This is a genomic window from Bacillus sp. 105MF, assembly GCF_000374885.1.
Taxonomy (GTDB): domain Bacteria; phylum Bacillota; class Bacilli; order Bacillales; family Bacillaceae_G; genus Bacillus_A; species Bacillus_A pseudomycoides.
This window is the reverse complement of the sequence record NZ_KB895590.1, coordinates 1-14,986: the sequence shown is the minus strand read 5'-3', so window position 1 is coordinate 14,986 and position 14,986 is coordinate 1. Positions and strand designations below refer to the sequence as shown.

The 14,986-nt window shown below is 35.9% G+C and carries 18 protein-coding genes and 4 pseudogenes; 6 read left to right on the top strand and 16 right to left on the bottom strand.

Annotated elements, in window-relative coordinates; translation table 11 throughout:
• Window positions 1–59: 59 nt before the first annotated feature.
• Window positions 60–497, top strand: a complete 438-nt coding sequence (locus C564_RS0125100; RefSeq protein ID WP_018767269.1) for a hypothetical protein — start codon at window positions 60–62, stop codon at window positions 495–497.
• Window positions 498–499: 2 nt separating this feature from the next.
• Here the strand turns inward: C564_RS0125100 and C564_RS32615 are convergent.
• A pseudogene (locus C564_RS32615) lies at window positions 500–859 on the bottom strand (sigma-70 family RNA polymerase sigma factor); the annotation flags it as partial.
• 214 nt (window positions 860–1,073) lie between these two features.
• On the opposite strand from C564_RS32615, the gene C564_RS0125090 reads away from it, so the two are divergent.
• Window positions 1,074–2,051: a quinone oxidoreductase family protein gene (locus tag C564_RS0125090; protein WP_018767267.1), complete on the top strand. Its 978-nt coding sequence runs from the start codon at window positions 1,074–1,076 to the stop codon at window positions 2,049–2,051.
• A gap of 11 nt (window positions 2,052–2,062) precedes the next feature.
• Complete coding sequence (locus C564_RS0125085) at window positions 2,063–2,704, top strand: zinc dependent phospholipase C family protein (RefSeq protein ID WP_018767266.1); 642 nt, start codon at window positions 2,063–2,065, stop codon at window positions 2,702–2,704.
• A gap of 200 nt (window positions 2,705–2,904) precedes the next feature.
• On the opposite strand, the gene C564_RS0125080 is transcribed toward C564_RS0125085, so the two are convergent.
• From C564_RS0125080 to C564_RS0125065, 4 genes are all read right to left on the bottom strand, one after another.
• Complete coding sequence (locus C564_RS0125080) at window positions 2,905–4,074, bottom strand: DEAD/DEAH box helicase (RefSeq protein WP_003204854.1); 1,170 nt, start codon at window positions 4,072–4,074, stop codon at window positions 2,905–2,907.
• A gap of 19 nt (window positions 4,075–4,093) precedes the next feature.
• Window positions 4,094–4,621 (bottom strand): hypothetical protein, encoded by a 528-nt coding sequence (locus tag C564_RS0125075; RefSeq protein WP_003204852.1) that lies wholly within the window; start codon window positions 4,619–4,621, stop codon window positions 4,094–4,096.
• A 90-nt stretch (window positions 4,622–4,711) separates the two neighbouring features.
• Window positions 4,712–6,400 carry a formate--tetrahydrofolate ligase gene (locus C564_RS0125070; RefSeq protein ID WP_026008705.1) on the bottom strand — a complete coding sequence of 563 codons (1,689 nt, stop codon included), beginning with the start codon at window positions 6,398–6,400 and terminating at the stop codon, window positions 4,712–4,714.
• Between the two features lie 100 nt (window positions 6,401–6,500).
• Complete coding sequence (locus C564_RS0125065; protein ID WP_018767264.1) at window positions 6,501–7,178, bottom strand: class I SAM-dependent methyltransferase; 678 nt, start codon at window positions 7,176–7,178, stop codon at window positions 6,501–6,503.
• Between the two features lie 205 nt (window positions 7,179–7,383).
• Here C564_RS0125065 and C564_RS0125060 point away from each other — a divergent pair, with 205 nt between their 5' ends.
• Window positions 7,384–7,722 carry a hypothetical protein gene (locus C564_RS0125060; protein WP_018767263.1) on the top strand — a complete coding sequence of 113 codons (339 nt, stop codon included), beginning with the start codon at window positions 7,384–7,386 and terminating at the stop codon, window positions 7,720–7,722.
• Between the two features lie 27 nt (window positions 7,723–7,749).
• On the opposite strand, the gene C564_RS0125055 is transcribed toward C564_RS0125060, so the two are convergent.
• The 4 genes from C564_RS0125055 to ytfJ form a co-directional block, all read right to left on the bottom strand.
• A complete protein-coding gene (locus C564_RS0125055) occupies window positions 7,750–7,962 on the bottom strand; it encodes a hypothetical protein (RefSeq protein ID WP_018767262.1) in 213 nt (70 codons plus the stop codon).
• A gap of 69 nt (window positions 7,963–8,031) precedes the next feature.
• A complete protein-coding gene (locus C564_RS0125050; protein ID WP_018767261.1) occupies window positions 8,032–8,352 on the bottom strand; it encodes a hypothetical protein in 321 nt (106 codons plus the stop codon).
• Between the two features lie 51 nt (window positions 8,353–8,403).
• Window positions 8,404–9,180 (bottom strand): hypothetical protein, encoded by a 777-nt coding sequence (locus C564_RS0125045; RefSeq protein WP_016114639.1) that lies wholly within the window; start codon window positions 9,178–9,180, stop codon window positions 8,404–8,406.
• Between the two features lie 160 nt (window positions 9,181–9,340).
• Window positions 9,341–9,766, bottom strand: a complete 426-nt coding sequence (ytfJ, locus tag C564_RS0125040; RefSeq protein WP_000349994.1) for a GerW family sporulation protein — start codon at window positions 9,764–9,766, stop codon at window positions 9,341–9,343.
• Window positions 9,767–9,898: 132 nt separating this feature from the next.
• Here ytfJ and C564_RS0125035 point away from each other — a divergent pair, with 132 nt between their 5' ends.
• Entirely contained in the window at window positions 9,899–10,684 is a 786-nt protein-coding gene (locus C564_RS0125035; protein ID WP_018767260.1) for a GNAT family N-acetyltransferase, read from the top strand.
• A gap of 106 nt (window positions 10,685–10,790) precedes the next feature.
• Here C564_RS0125035 and C564_RS0125030 read toward each other — a convergent pair whose 3' ends face one another.
• The 3 genes and pseudogenes from C564_RS0125030 to C564_RS35400 all read right to left on the bottom strand — a co-directional run.
• A complete protein-coding gene (locus C564_RS0125030) occupies window positions 10,791–11,132 on the bottom strand; it encodes a YolD-like family protein (protein ID WP_018767259.1) in 342 nt (113 codons plus the stop codon).
• Window positions 11,129–11,302 (bottom strand): annotated as a pseudogene (locus tag C564_RS35405) (DNA repair protein); the annotation flags it as partial. The pseudogene C564_RS35405 and the gene C564_RS0125030, both read right to left, overlap by 4 nt.
• Window positions 11,302–11,478, bottom strand: a pseudogene (locus C564_RS35400) (DNA repair protein); the annotation flags it as partial. The pseudogenes C564_RS35400 and C564_RS35405, both read right to left, overlap by 1 nt.
• 278 nt (window positions 11,479–11,756) lie before the next feature.
• On the opposite strand from C564_RS35400, the gene C564_RS0125025 reads away from it, so the two are divergent.
• Window positions 11,757–12,395 carry a hypothetical protein gene (locus C564_RS0125025; protein ID WP_018767258.1) on the top strand — a complete coding sequence of 213 codons (639 nt, stop codon included), beginning with the start codon at window positions 11,757–11,759 and terminating at the stop codon, window positions 12,393–12,395.
• A 279-nt stretch (window positions 12,396–12,674) separates the two neighbouring features.
• On the opposite strand, the pseudogene C564_RS0125020 reads toward C564_RS0125025, so the two are convergent.
• The 4 genes and pseudogenes from C564_RS0125020 to C564_RS0125005 form a co-directional block, all read right to left on the bottom strand.
• Window positions 12,675–12,890, bottom strand: a pseudogene (locus C564_RS0125020) (lipase); the annotation flags it as partial.
• A gap of 28 nt (window positions 12,891–12,918) precedes the next feature.
• On the bottom strand, window positions 12,919–13,731 hold the full coding sequence (locus C564_RS0125015; protein WP_018767257.1) for a DUF3952 domain-containing protein: 813 nt from the start codon (window positions 13,729–13,731) through the stop codon (window positions 12,919–12,921).
• Window positions 13,728–14,018 carry a hypothetical protein gene (locus tag C564_RS0125010; RefSeq protein WP_018767256.1) on the bottom strand — a complete coding sequence of 97 codons (291 nt, stop codon included), beginning with the start codon at window positions 14,016–14,018 and terminating at the stop codon, window positions 13,728–13,730. The genes C564_RS0125015 and C564_RS0125010 overlap by 4 nt, the downstream gene beginning before the upstream one ends.
• A gap of 492 nt (window positions 14,019–14,510) precedes the next feature.
• Window positions 14,511–14,986: ABC transporter permease (locus C564_RS0125005; protein WP_018767255.1), on the bottom strand; the 476-nt coding region annotated here is incomplete at its 5' end.

Here is a 14,986-nt window from a genome sequence, read left to right as displayed (position 1 = left end):
TATATCCTCTTTTTTTGAATATGCTTTTTTAATACTATGCATACAAAAGGAGTGACACAATGAAAAAAGTTACTCAATACTTATGCTTCACTTTATTCATTGTTATATTGCTATTTTATGGAGGGAAAATTCAATTTCATTTAGATAAACAAGCTGAGCTATCCTTTCATATGTACCATCGAATATTTTTCTTTATGTTTTTCCCCTTTTTCATCGATGGTGTATTACGTTTCTTTCAACTTATCAGTAACAAAAAGAACCAACATATATGGAAATTTCAACTAGATAAATTTATAGGCATTGCGTTACCTTCAACATTGATTGGCTTTTCACCTATTCTATTATTCTCACCTATCGGACAATTTTTCCCTTACTTAGCTTACTTAGCTACCCTAACTCTTTTAAATACAACATTTCCCGTAATAATAAATATAATAGCTGGTTACTCATTATTAGATAGTTTCATACGACAAGAAAATCAACATAGTCCCACATAAAGTGAAACTTTATTCACAACATCACTAGAAAAGTCAAATTCAATTGGTTTCTTCTGTTCTTCTGCTTTCTTTACAATACGTAGACGCATCCACCTATTTCTCCTATATGAGTGAATTTACCTTACCGCAAGTCCCATTAACCATGGCCGAAAAGGTCGTTCTCTATCATACTTGCTAAGGGATTGATAAAGCTGTATATATATTTCCTGAACGACATCGTCTACATCCACTTTCTCCTCTATCAAGAAATGTGCTGTCCTATAGATATCTTGGATTGTTTTATCATACAGTTCACTGTATGCCTCTTGACTTCCTGATAAAGTCCGCTCGATGAGATTGTGATAGTCTGTTTCCTGATCCATGCCTCTTCCCTCCTTTGTCTTACACTATATATTGGCAAGTAAAAAACATTTCGTTCGTTTTTTAAAATTATTTTCGATATAAATTAATATAATGATTTAAAACTTATTACTTTATAACGGTAGCTTATGGCCTCTTATAACAATTATATAATTTCCCATTTTATGATTGGTATTTAAAATAATATGTAGAAGGTATTTTTAGGAGGATATACAAATGAAAGCTATTGTTGTAACTGCATTCGGTGGACCTGAAACAATGAAGTATACAGAAGTAGATATGCCGACTTTTAATGAAAAGCAGGTGTTAATTCGCGTTATTGCTACAAGCGTCAATTTTGCCGATATTAAATCTCGCTACGGTAAAAAGGGAAATCGAAAACTCCCATTTATTCCTGGCATAGACGCCGCAGGTATTGTAGAACAGGTAGGTTCTAGTGTAAAAAACATCCGCGTAGGACAGCGTGTAATAGCCTTTCCTCTTAATGGATCGTATGCTGAATATGTTGTCGCAAATGAAAACCTTACGTTTGTATTACCTGATGAAGTTGACTTCACAACCGCAGCTGCTTGTCCTGTTGTATCTTTTACGAGCTACAACCTGCTTGCGAATATAGCAAGATTACAGCAAGGTGAAACCGTTCTTATTCATGCTGCGGCTGGTGGTATCGGAACAACATCGATTCAATTAGCAAAAATACTAGGGGCTGGAAAAATTATTGGAACAGTCGGAAATAAAACGAAAAAGAAAGTTGCTTTAGAAGCTGGGGCTGATCATGTTATTTGTTATCAAGATGAGGATTTTAGTAAAAAGGCAAATGAACTTACGGGTGGTAAAGGTGCCGATGTTATTTTGGATTCCATTTCCGGGGCAGTATCAGAAAAAAGCTTGGAGTGTTTGGCTTACTATGGTCGCCTTGTCCATTTTGGTAATGCTAGCGAGGAAATTGGCACATTTCGGACAAAGGATTTACATGCAAGCTGTCGTTCTATTCTTGGCTTTAGCTTTGGAACAACTCGTAAGAAACGTCCTCACTTACTTTGTCATACCGCTAACCAAGTTTTTCAGTATTTACGTGATGGAAGCCTACGAATTGCAATTGGTAAATGCTTTACACTTCGAGATGCAGGGAAAGCACATGAATGGGTCGAAAGTAGACAGAGTACAGGAAAGATCATTCTGACTGTTAAATAGAGGTGTCATTCATGGGGTCACGAATTATGCATTTGATTATCGCAAATGGTATTGCAGAGAAATTATCCATCCCTGATAAAACATCTTTCTTGCTTGGGGGAGTAGTTCCTGATGCAGTTCATTCAAAAGAGGAAAAAAACGTATCACATTTTTATGCTGGTACAACAAAAAACTATACCAGAAGAATTGATTACGGTACATTTCTTCAAAAATATAAAAAGCACATGGATGCCTCTTTCATTTTAGGGTATTATACACACCTTATTGCTGATGATAATTGGCTCAACGGTTTTTTTCTTCCTTGGCTCAAAAATAGAATCGAGCACGATCAAACAATTTTATCTATGTACCATAATGATTTCAAATTATTAAACGGAAAATTGTTACATCTCTACGATAAAGATCAGCAATTATTTCCTTTCCTTAATCAAAAAGCAACCATAGCAAATATTGAAGAAGTTTCAGAAGAAAATGTGCTAGCTTTTAAAAAGCTTATTTTTGATGATATGCTGTATCCCAAGCAAGATTTACATACAAACTTACAAGTATTCACATTTGATCAAATCGTCGGTTATGTAGAGACTGCTATTGAGAAAGGAGTATTCTATCTAGAACAGCTCTCTAACAATAGATCTACTACAAATATTTTTTAATAATTTTAAAGCCTTCATTTCTTTAATATGAGGGCTTTTTATCATTTCTTCTACTATTTTATTTACTTAGTAATTCCACTATATTGCATCGCTATTTCAATATAGTCCATTTAACAGTAACATTCTCTATGCTGTTCCTTCTGAAAAAATAAAAAGACGTAACTATGTTCTATCCATAGTTACGTCTGTCTTTTCATTATTTATCTAGGCTTCTTCTTCCCAGTAAATGCAGATTTCTTTTTCTTTGGTGCTTTCGGTTTTGATTCTACAAAAGTACCTTTAAACATTTCTTGTTTCTTGAACTGGATGCCTAACTTTTTCGCAAATTGAAGTAGTTTACGCTCTTCTTGCGGAGTAACAAGGGAAACAACTGTCCCCTCTTTCCCCATACGTCCTGTACGGCCTGAACGGTGAATATATTGGTCTAATGTATCAGGTAATTCTAAGTGAATCACGTGCGTTAAATCATCAATATCTAACCCACGCGCTGCAATATCAGTCGCAAGTAGAATCTCTATTTTTCCTTGACGGAATGCGCGCATCGTTGCTTCACGTTCTTGTTTGCTTGCTTCTGCATGAAGTGCGGCTGCTTTCATTTTGCGATACTTTAATTTTTCAGCAATCTCGTCTAAACGATATGGATCATTTAAAAAGGCTACTGCTTTTACATTACCAGTATGCATAACTCTTCTAATATAATCATTTTTTTCACGGCGCTCACAAACGATATACGTATGCTCAACTAAACTTTTTATTTCCGCACGTTTAATGCGAACTAATTCTGGTTCAACCGCAAAATCGCGTGCTACTTCTTCTGCGTCTTTTGTCATTGTTGCAGAGAAGAATACTAGTTGACGATCACGCATTGTGGATTTAATTACATCAAACACAGCTTCCATCATCTTTTGTTTTACAATTTGATCAAATTCATCAAATACAATTGTTTTCACTTCGTGCATTTTTAATTTTTTCATGCGAATTAATTCTAAAATACGTCCTGGTGAACCAACAATTACCTTCGGATGTTTCTTCAATCTTTCCACTTGGCGCTTAATATCCGCACCACCAATTAAAGATGCACCTGAAATATCAGTTCCTGCTGTAAACTTTTGAACTTCTTCATGAATTTGCATAACAAGTTCACGTGTTGGAGCTAAAATGACAACCTGTGGTTGTTTCACTTCAGGATTAATTTTATGTAAAAGTGGTAATAAGTACGCTAATGTTTTTCCTGTTCCAGTTGGAGATTCAGCTATAACGTCTTGTCCTTCTAAAATCATTGGAATTGCTTGTTTTTGAATTTCAGTAAATTCTTTAAAACCAGCCTTCTCCCAAGCTTGTTGCAAAAATGGTTGCATGTCTTTTATCATTTGTTTTTCTCCTTTATCTCTATTTTTGAAGAAAATGTTGTATTGCTCGCACTGTTTCTATCATGTGAGAAATAACAGCTATTAAATCATCAACATGGTCTTCTGTAATCGCTTTTTGAAATAGAACTTCTACCTTATTATGATATGAAATCGCTTGCTTATTATATTCGTATGAAATTTGTTGCGTAATCATTCGCTCTTTTCCCCAGATAGATTGTAACAAGTTTTCGATTTCTTGACACTCTGCTTCTGGTTGCTGTAACGGGAACGCGAAGCGTAATTTCATTTCACAGCCTGGTATAAACTGTGGTACCTCTAATATCTCACCTGATAGATTCTTCGCATCTACAGACAGTGAGAATGTCGCTTCTACTAGCTGTTCAAACTGTTCATTTAATTGAAATGAAATATGATATATACGGCTTAGCGATGCAAGGTCCATCATATCTTTTCGATCCGTTACAAGAATATCGCCATGTAAATCAAAATCATAGACAGCTCCTTCAACGATCACTTTTAAGTTGTCAAAAGCAGTTGGATCAAACATAATTTCCTCCAAAAAACAGGCGCCTTTCGATGGAAAGGCGCCACTTGATGTATATATAGTTTACAGATAAACGAGATGAATTACAACCTTTTAGAATAAACCTACTGCTTTTCCATCTTCATTTACGTCCATTTGAAGAGCAGCTGGTTGTTTTGGAAGACCTGGCATTGTTAACATTGTTCCAGTTAACGCTACAATAAATCCTGCACCGATAGACGGTTTCAGTTCACGAATTGTAACAATAAAGTCAGATGGTCGACCTAATTTTGTTGCATCGTCAGAAAGAGAGTATTGTGTTTTCGCCATACATACTGGTAGGTTACTCCAACCTTCCCCTGTAAATTGAGCCAATTGCTTACGTGCTTTCGGAGCAAATTCAATATCTTTTGCGCCGTATACTTTTTGAGCAATTGTACGAATTTTTTCTTCTAATGGTAATTCTAAATCATAAAGTGGTGCGTATTTATTGTCACCTTTTTCAATTACTTTTAATACTTTCTCAGCAAGATCTACACCACCTTGGCCACCTTTTTCCCAAACTTCTGTTAAGGATACTTCGTAGCCACGCTTGTTGCACCATTCTTGTAAGTATGCAACTTCTGCATCTGTATCTGTAATGAATTTATTAATTGCGATTACGAATGGAACACCGAACGCTTGAATTGTTTCAACATGTTTTTGTAAGTTTTCCATTCCTTTTGCTAGCGCATCTACATTTTCTTCTTTCAGCTGATCTCTCGCCACACCGCCGTGCATTTTAAGCGCACGAATTGTCGCAACGATAACGACTGCTTCTGGTTTAATACCAGCTGCACGCGCTTTAATATCTAAGAATTTTTCAGCACCTAAGTCCGCACCGAAACCAGCTTCCGTGATTACATAATCACCTAATTTTGCTGCCATTGTTGTAGCGATAACACTGTTACAACCGTGAGCGATATTAGCGAATGGTCCACCATGAATGATTGCCGGTGTATTTTCTAATGTTTGTACTAAGTTTGGTTTTAACGCATCTTTTAATAAAAGTGTTAACGCTCCTTCTACGCCTAAATCTTTAACTGTTACAGGCTCGTTGTCCATATTATAAGCAACGACAATGCGAGATAAACGTGCTTTTAAATCTTGAATATCTGTCGCAAGGCAGAATACAGCCATAATTTCAGATGCTACTGTAATATCAAAACCGTCTTCACGCGGTACACCTTGAACTGGCCCACCAAGACCAATTACCACATTACGCAGTGCACGGTCATTTAAATCGACACAACGCTTCCATACGATTTTTCGCGTATCAATCTTAAGTGTATTTCCTTGTTGAATATGGTTATCGATAAACGCTGCTAATGCGTTATTTGCAGTTGTAATGGCATGAATATCACCAGTAAAGTGAAGATTGATATCTTCCATTGGTACAACTTGTGAATAACCTCCACCTGCTGCACCGCCCTTTAGTCCCATTGTTGGTCCAAGTGATGGCTCACGAAGTGCAATTACTGCTTTTTTACCAATTTTATTAAAAGCTTGACCTAAACCAACTGTTACTGTTGATTTACCTTCTCCTGCTGGAGTCGGGTTAATCGCTGTTACTAAAACAACTTTTCCGTCCTTTTCGGTTTGTAAGCGCTTAAAAATATCAAGAGATAACTTCCCTTTATAATGACCATAAGGCTCTAGTTCTTCTTCTAAAATGTTTAACTCCGCTGCAATCTCTTGAATTTTCTTCATACTTGCTTCTTGTGCAATTTCAATATCGGATTTAACTGTTGTAGTAGTTGTCATATACCCTAGTCCCCCTTTAATTAGTTCTGTTGATATTGTATCAGTTTTTTGTATTTTCTGCACTTATTTCCCTCCTAAATTTCGCGCATTTCTTCAGGCATTATTTTTTCAACATAAATACCCACAAAAATGTTAATGCTTGTTGCAATTCTACCGATAATTGTCCAAGCATTTTTTCATTTATCCCTCGTTTATATACGCCTATACCATCCACTACTTGAAACCCTTGCTCCTCTGCAAGCTTTTCAAATTCCCAAGGCATCATCGTATTACAAACGACATCTTTTCCATATAAACGAGGATAACTATTTTCACGCGGTTTTGCTGTTGGTCCTAAAATAGCAATACACGCATATCCATCAGACCTCAAAACACGCTTTATCTCATGTAACGCCTGTAGCGGCTGCTCTGTCCATTCTAACGAGTTCACTGCTAATATGGCTGGAAATTGCTCATTTTCAAAGGGCAATGAAGAAAGATCTCCCTTTACAAATGACAAATTAGGCCCTTCTCCGCGTTCCTTTCCCTTTTGAATCATTTGTTCGGATAAATCTATACCACACGCCTTATATCCTGCGAGACTTAATTTATATGTACCATATCCATCACCACATCCGACATCTAAAACTGCCACACCATTTTCTACATACTTTTCAAAAAACGGGATGATTGTACTCCGACTCCCATGATCCCACATTTCTTGACTATTTTGATTCCAAGATTCCGCATTGTTGTCCCACTTTTTTTCTGCGGATTTATGCCAATTAAACTTTGCCATGTTTCCCCCTACTTTCACTTGTTTTCATTCATTTCATTCTACATCATTTTCCTATATTCCTGTTTATTCTCATGGAGAGATGGATAAGATAGCAACAGACTCATACATTCTCCAAATTTTGCTTAACTTGGATATAACTCATACTCATATTCTCTTCTTTATGAAAAATAATAAAGATACACCCAATTGAAAGAGAGGGATGTACATGCCGAAAAAGCGAACACATCATTTTAAGAGTGGTGAAAAAAACGAAGAATATGCAGCTGAAATCTCGCCAGGGCATCTTCCGATTAGACATAAACGTAAAGAAATTGCACATGAAATAGAAGGTACAAACGCTGGTACACTTATCGGTTATGTAGCACTATTTCTTTCTTTATTCTCAATTGCCTTTTATCCAGTTACCCTTGGTTCCCTTTCCATTTTAATTGGCTTATTGGCTGTTAATTTTGGAGCAAAAACACTCGGATATACAGCCATTGGATTTGGGAGCTTTTCTGTTTTATTTACGTTATTGTATCCACTTGCTTTATCAGCATTATAAAAACACACCAAGTATTACTTGGTGTGTTCACTCATGATACAGCATAATATACCCGCATCCACAACAATGTTTTGCTGTAATTTCTTGAAACACTGGATAATTCTCTTCATCCCGCTGTTCAATAAATACCTTTTCAAAACGATACATGTTAGGGGCATATGCCCAGTCTTGTTTCGTACGTGCATATAATGTAGATGAAAAAAATTCTTCTCCACCACAAACTACACATATTTTTTTCATTCTCATCCCTCCTATGCTTGTCTTACTTCATCTATATGAACATATGCATAAAAAAAAGACCTTCTATAATTAGAAAGTCTTTTCCGTAACAAAAAGAAATGTACCAAATACGCCTATTCCGCTATACTCTTTCTGTTTACCATTTTCCATTTCAAAAGTTTGTTTCACTGTTATAAAAAATACACCATTTCGTGTATTCGTACTTACAAACTTCATTTTTTGTTCTTTCTTACCTACATTTTGTGTACATTCAAAGCTATCTTGATTACAAATCATTGCATACTTATCCTCTAAGTAAGACCTGAAATCAGATTCTTTCGGACAAGTTAAAAGTAGTACTGCAACAAGGATAATGCTGACAATACCTACTGCTGTATAATATTTCTTCATTTTTTCTCCTTTCAAAAAACAAGAAAACTTGACCTAATTCGTCAAGTTCTCTTAGTCCACAACCCATTGCCACTCTTGTTCTTTCTTATCAAAAATAAGCCAGCCAGTTTCGGTTGCACCTTCTTTTAATTCCTCTATGTTATCTAGTACTTCATCCGTACTTTCATACGAACCAACTACATATACAGGAATCTCTAAACCTCTTCTTGACTCAATTTTCCCCGCTAAATCAATATACAGCCCGTCTTCCATTAATGGAACAAGCCCAAGAATAACTTCTTTTGAAATTGCTGGAAATATTTTTGATTTTTGAAAGAAAGAGAATCGTTTTTTTCCAAATGAACCGAGTTTGTACGGAATTACTTTGCTAAGCATTCCTACAAAATCAGCGATTCTACGGTAATACACTTTGTTGTACCAACCGTCATCATGTGAAAAATAGACAAATCTATTTTTCAAAAGTGGGAAAAACGCTCTCCCAAGTGGTTCTTTTTTGTGAGCCAAATATAACAATTCTGCAATTTCCTTTGGCTCCAATTCATCTAAATCGCTTGCGTCATCAAAATCCACCCAACAGAACTCATCAAATTCATCAATCTCTGCTTTAATTAATTTATGTATGTTTTCTTCTTCAACATATTCAAATAAAGTATGATAGTGAAAATCAGTCCACTCAAAATTATGTTTCAAAAGCAACACTTGATGAAGCGGTGATGGGATATTACTTGCAAACTCTTCAAATGTAATTCCAGATGTAATAAAACAATGACCCCGACGATTACCATTAATATATATCATATTCTTTACTTGGTCAGATCCTCCAGACAAAGCACCTAGCCACCTTCGTTTTATATGTTTCAATTCTATAGCATATTTTAACATGAAAAATTTTAGAAACATAGAAAAAACTTCAAAAACTATTTACAATTTCATGAGTTTTATTACATACTGATTACAAGAAAAAAAGCCTGTTGAAAAACAGGCTTTTTTACGCGATTTCGTCTGGATTTTGCGGATGATGATTTTCAGTATGCTTTTCGTTTTTTTGAAAAATGGATTGAATCTTATCAATTGTTTGTGGCGCTAACTCAATCATTTTTTCAGCTAGGTGTGTGGCATTTTGTAAGTGAAGAATATTTACTCCATCTTTATTCACTACAAGAAAGGCTACTGGAGTAATGGAAACACCACCTGCGCTCCCTCCGCCAAATGCCGGATTACCTTGTGCTCTTTGACCATCATTTGTTTGAAAATCCGATCCACCTGCTCCAAATCCAAACGCTACTTTGGAAACAGTTAACACTACACCGCCGTCAGCCGTCTGAACAGGCTCTCCAACAATCGTATTAACATCGACCATTTCCTTTAAATTTTCCATTGCTGCTTTCATTAATCCTTGAATTGGATGATCCACCGTTCATAACCTCCTTTGTCATATCTTTCCTAGTTTTTCCGAAACCTTGTGAACTAAACATAAAATTTTGTATTGATTTCAAAAATGATAAGTAATAATATTTAGAAAAAACAAACTAAAGAGGGGATTATAATGATACGGAAACTAACAAAGAGTGATCATGAACAAGTGCTTACATTTCTAAAAGAAGAAGCAGCGCTTAACCTATTTATCATTGGCGATATTGAAGCATTTGGATACGATGCAGACTTTCAAGAATTATGGGGCATTTTCACAGAAAACGGAGCATTACAATCCGTATTACTACGCTTTCATGATTCATTTATATCATATGGAAAAGATGATTTTTCTGCTGCTGACTATGAGGCAATTCTTGCTACTTATCAGCCATTAAAAATCTCCGGTAAATCAGACATTGTAGAAAAATTTGAAGACATACAAGACATACAACTTGGCACAAAAAATAAAATGTACTTTTGTGAATGTAAAGATGATACTGCACTACCTAAAACAATGCTTCATACTGCAATCAAACTAGCAACCATAGATGATGTTGAGCGAATTATGAAGCTCCGAAGCAACATTGAAGAATTCCCTCAAACAGGACAATCAGAAAAGATTTTGCGGCAATCACTCGAAACAAATACAGGACGCACTTACTACATTGAAGAAAATGGAGAAATCATCGCTTCCGCTTCCACATCAGCTGAAAATTCCTTATCTGCAATGGTTGTTGGAGTATGTACTCATCCAAGCCATCGCGGCAGAGGATACGCTTCACTCATATTACAAAAAATGATTTGGGATTTTACTCAAGAAGGAAGAACGCTTTGCTTATTTTATAATAACCCAGCTGCTGGGCGGATTTATAAGCGCTTAGGTTTTAAGGACATTGGAACGTGGACGATGTATCGGTAAATTTGGATATTTATTAATAAAGTGAAACTTTAATCAGTGGGATCCCCACTGATTATTAGCTCTCACCAATTGGACTACATAATGAAATTTATCCTGTTATTCCATTCTATTCAACAGCAATTATATCGATAAAATTAAAAGTGCTCTCGTGATAAGATGCATCCGTACATATTACATTCTTTCTTTTAGGATCGATATCAATAACCGTCATATAACTAGTAAGGACATAACCGTCTTCATAATATGTAATTAATATTTCCTCTTCGGATAACAACGAGAATAATAACTTATTCTCGTTCCTTTCTTTCGCATCTTGAGTCAGTATTGGTCGTGGTACTTTCGTTTTTTCTTCAATAATCTTTCGTATACCAGCAAATTGTTCCGACATAGATGCAAAGGGTTTCCACTTTACCATCCCTCTTCCTTTTGACATGTTTGCGTTATTCATGATTTATGTCCCCCTAATAAAGTGTTTCTATATCTTGCTGTCGCGATACTTGTATAAGATACGCCACGCAAAATACTATTTTTACCGAAACGAGTGCGTATTTCATCCATCACTTTTGTTAGTTTCATTTCTTTTTCGCGCTGTATTACATTATCAAAAAGAGAAATTTCTTAAGTAGTGGCGTCGCTATCAGAACAATTGAACCATTACGATTTACGTCTCCTACTACCGCTAGCTTCGTACGCAAAGGGTCTAGACCCATTTTGATATATGATACACTTGCATAAAAGCTACGAAGATTTACACACAAAATAATTCGATTAGGTAAAAGAGAATAATCATACAAGATAATCGCCCCTAATAACAGAACGTTCGTTCTTATTATATACGAACCTATGTTCTTTTAGAAGTCTTTTTTAAGAAAATATTGGTTAAAACAAAAAAAGTGCTGACTCTCAATTGATGATTTTCATCTGAATCAAACCTCATTTTATATTCAAAATTTGAATATAAAACTTAACAATTCCCCTAAACGTATGAAAAAAATACTTTGGACATGAGCACATAGTAATAGATGTTCTCATACCGTGATATATATGTGTTCAAAAAAGGAGTGTATTCATTATGTACCCTTATTGGCAATCCTATTATTTCACACACGATATCCCTTATTTAGATTGGAATTCAACAGCTACATTTTCACCCATACGGAATTACCGTGTCAGTAAAAATGAAGTTGATTTAAAAAGTTATATGCGTTCACTATGGGAACAACATGTTGCTTGGACAAGAATGGCTATCATTAGCATTATTTTTAATTTACCTGATGTTAACTTCGCCATTACACGTCTCCTTCAAAACGCTCCAGATATGGGGAATTCTCTTAAACCTTTCTACGGTGACAATGCAGCAAAAAAATACAGTAATTTGATAAAAGATCACTTAGTGATTGCTGCCGATCTTGTCAAAGCAGCAAAAGCTGGTAATCAAAACGCCGCATCAATTGCAGAGAAAAAATGGTACGCTAATGCAGACGACATTGTTGAATTTTTAAGTAGTATAAATCCGTATATACCCAAAGAAGAATTTAGGAAAATGTTTTATGAACACCTAGCATTGACTAAATCTGAAGCAGTAGCCATTCTAAGTAAAGATTATCAAGCAGGTGTTCAATTGTATGACAAAATTGAGAAGGAAGCTTTAGAAATGGCGGATGCACTTACTGAAGGAATAATAAAGCAATTTCCCCAACTATTTCATTGAACTACCCCCACCTACCTCTACACGAGCTTGAGGTAGGGGATTCTCCTGTTTTTGCTAGGGCAAAAACAGTTCCTCACGTTCAACAAGGAGGATACAACGATATAGAAGTTCCGTAGTATCCCTAAGACGACCTATTCGATCTTCCGAGGAAAACAAAACAGGTACAGCTACTTTTTTCTTATATCGAGAGTAGAACACCTTGCCATGCACCCAGTTCCTAGACTTGTTATCTGCTCTGGTGACAAGCGTAAGAGGCTGGGACAAGGCGTTCTTTTTTTATGATGCAAATCCTGTATTTTCATCTACTTCATGATCTATAAGCTCTGCATTAAAATTTTCTTGTAATATTTTTTCATTCACTTTACTTGATAGAGCATTATACGGATATTTACCCGCCTTAAATTTATAGATATCCTCACCAGCTAGCTCCAATTTTCCCCAATCAGAAGCTATCTTTAAATTTTTATTCTTGTCCTGCACCTCAGTATTCGGCATACTAGGCTCCCCCTTTCTTAATCATCTATTATTTTTGGTACTGTGCTTTATAATCTACATATTCTTTTTTCGCCTCTTGATTATTATCTTTTTTACTATTAAAGTATGTGTGCATCTGCAATATATATTGTACTAACTTTCCTCCTTCATTCTTCTTATAATTCATAACAACGCTTACTTCCAATATCTGCATGGAACCATTTACAGAGCCAAGATCAATCGCAATGGACGTCCCACCATATTCATCATATTGTATTTTCAGCTTATCATTTATAATAGTTTGAAATTCTGATTCAGTTAAGCTATACCCAACTGTACTCGGCTGATCAAATTTTTTTATATCATCACCTGGCTTCATCTTTAGTTTCCCTATTCCTTTTAGACGATCTACAATTAAATTCACGTATGAAACATCAAGAGTAGAATCTGGCCTTTGTACCTGTCCATTTTCATACTTAATATTTGTATTATAAACAACTTCCTCTTTATAATTTGTATTATCACCAATGTTTTTCTCATTTTTTATGTCAGTGGTGATTTCTTGTGTTGTCTCTCCATATAAACTTTTATCTTTCGTATTATATACACCTTCCGTAGTTTGATAAATTGTTTTCTTGTGCTCCCCATCTTCTTTTTCTTCGTACCTACTGTATATACCTCTTTGTGTCACATGCACATACCCATCATCACTCGCAGACATAACCGTCTTCATATCCCCTTCATCCAAAGCCTTTACAAATGGTTCATACTCTATTTTCGTTTCCCAAAAACTACATCCACTAAATAAACTCGCAACTATCGTCATCACAATCATCACCTTAGCTTTCTTTTTCAATTTCATACCGTCACCTCGTTCGTTACTCTTAGCATTTTAAGTTTAGTTGTATTTCCTTTTACACAATAGTATACTTCATCCTTTCCTAAAGCTGGTTCGTTGCTTATGTATTTAATATTGAAGACACTTTGGTCGTTTAATGGCATCGCGATGATGCCCGCTGTTAGTTTATTCTCATCTTCAAGTTGTGTACATTTAAAAAGAACTGGACCTACCGCACTATCAGGACTTAATCGATTTCTATCAGTTATTTTAAATAACCCTAAATCTTCTTTTTTGTTTTCCCCATTCAATCTTTCCACCTTTTATATAATTTAGTAGATTACCATCACCAAGAACCAAATTGTTCTACCTATACTTGCCCCCATGTTTTAACATCATGAATTAAATTTTCCCAAACCATTAAATTGAAATTTAAAAACCTTCTCATTCTAACGAAAAGAGAAGGTTTTGTTGAATTCTCATTATTATTTTAAGCATTTCGCATTCATGTACTGATACAAAATGAATATAAACTTTTGAATATTAGTTTACATTCATTACCTTGATTTTATTGACTCTATTTCAATTTCCCCATCCCCTCCAAAACCACTAACAAAAGTATACATTTAAAACATAACAAATAAAGAGGTTAGAGCATCATGGGCAAAAAAGAAAAAGCTAGACCCATGCTAGCTTTTATATAATTTTCGAAATCAGAAGTTGTTTATAAATGATCAGTGTGATAGCAAATGTATTCATCGCAGTGGCTGACTATTGATATGACTAATCCCATAATGGTGTACTTACCCTAACTGACGTTTAAATACTTTACTGGCGAAGAAGTAAGCAATGACCATGATGCCGACACACCAGGCAAGCGCGATCCAGATACCGTTGCCAACAGACCCTTCATACAAGAGGGCACGAATCGTATTCACTATTGAAGTCACGGGCTGGTTCTCAGCGAACGCACGGACAATTTTAGGCATGGTTTCAGTGGGAACAAAGGCCGAACTGATAAACGGCAGGAAAATCAGCGGGTACGAGTAGGCTGTCGCCCCTTCCATAGACTTCGCTGTCAATCCGGGAATGACCGCCAGCCATGTCAGCGCCAGCGTAAACAGCCCGAGTATCCCAGCTACCGCGAGCCAATCCAGGATATCAGCGCTGGAACGGAAGCCCATCAAGAGGGCGACGAGGATAACCACCACAATAGTAAGCGCATTGGAAACAAGTGAGGTCAACACGTGAGCCCACAATACCGACGAGCGCTTGATGG

Coding starts and splice junctions, on each gene's coding strand:
- C564_RS0125100 (WP_018767269.1), top strand. CDS start 60: ATGAAAAAAGTTACTCAATACTTATGCTTCACTTTATTCATTGTTATA.
- C564_RS0125090 (WP_018767267.1), top strand. CDS start 1,074: ATGAAAGCTATTGTTGTAACTGCATTCGGTGGACCTGAAACAATGAAG.
- C564_RS0125085 (WP_018767266.1), top strand. CDS start 2,063: ATGGGGTCACGAATTATGCATTTGATTATCGCAAATGGTATTGCAGAG.
- C564_RS0125080 (WP_003204854.1), bottom strand. CDS start 4,074: ATGATAAAAGACATGCAACCATTTTTGCAACAAGCTTGGGAGAAGGCT.
- C564_RS0125075 (WP_003204852.1), bottom strand. CDS start 4,621: ATGTTTGATCCAACTGCTTTTGACAACTTAAAAGTGATCGTTGAAGGA.
- C564_RS0125070 (WP_026008705.1), bottom strand. CDS start 6,400: ATGACAACTACTACAACAGTTAAATCCGATATTGAAATTGCACAAGAA.
- C564_RS0125065 (WP_018767264.1), bottom strand. CDS start 7,178: ATGGCAAAGTTTAATTGGCATAAATCCGCAGAAAAAAAGTGGGACAAC.
- C564_RS0125060 (WP_018767263.1), top strand. CDS start 7,384: ATGCCGAAAAAGCGAACACATCATTTTAAGAGTGGTGAAAAAAACGAA.
- C564_RS0125055 (WP_018767262.1), bottom strand. CDS start 7,962: ATGAAAAAAATATGTGTAGTTTGTGGTGGAGAAGAATTTTTTTCATCT.
- C564_RS0125050 (WP_018767261.1), bottom strand. CDS start 8,352: ATGAAGAAATATTATACAGCAGTAGGTATTGTCAGCATTATCCTTGTT.
- C564_RS0125035 (WP_018767260.1), top strand. CDS start 9,899: ATGATACGGAAACTAACAAAGAGTGATCATGAACAAGTGCTTACATTT.
- C564_RS0125030 (WP_018767259.1), bottom strand. CDS start 11,132: ATGAATAACGCAAACATGTCAAAAGGAAGAGGGATGGTAAAGTGGAAA.
- C564_RS0125025 (WP_018767258.1), top strand. CDS start 11,757: ATGTACCCTTATTGGCAATCCTATTATTTCACACACGATATCCCTTAT.
- C564_RS0125015 (WP_018767257.1), bottom strand. CDS start 13,731: ATGAAATTGAAAAAGAAAGCTAAGGTGATGATTGTGATGACGATAGTT.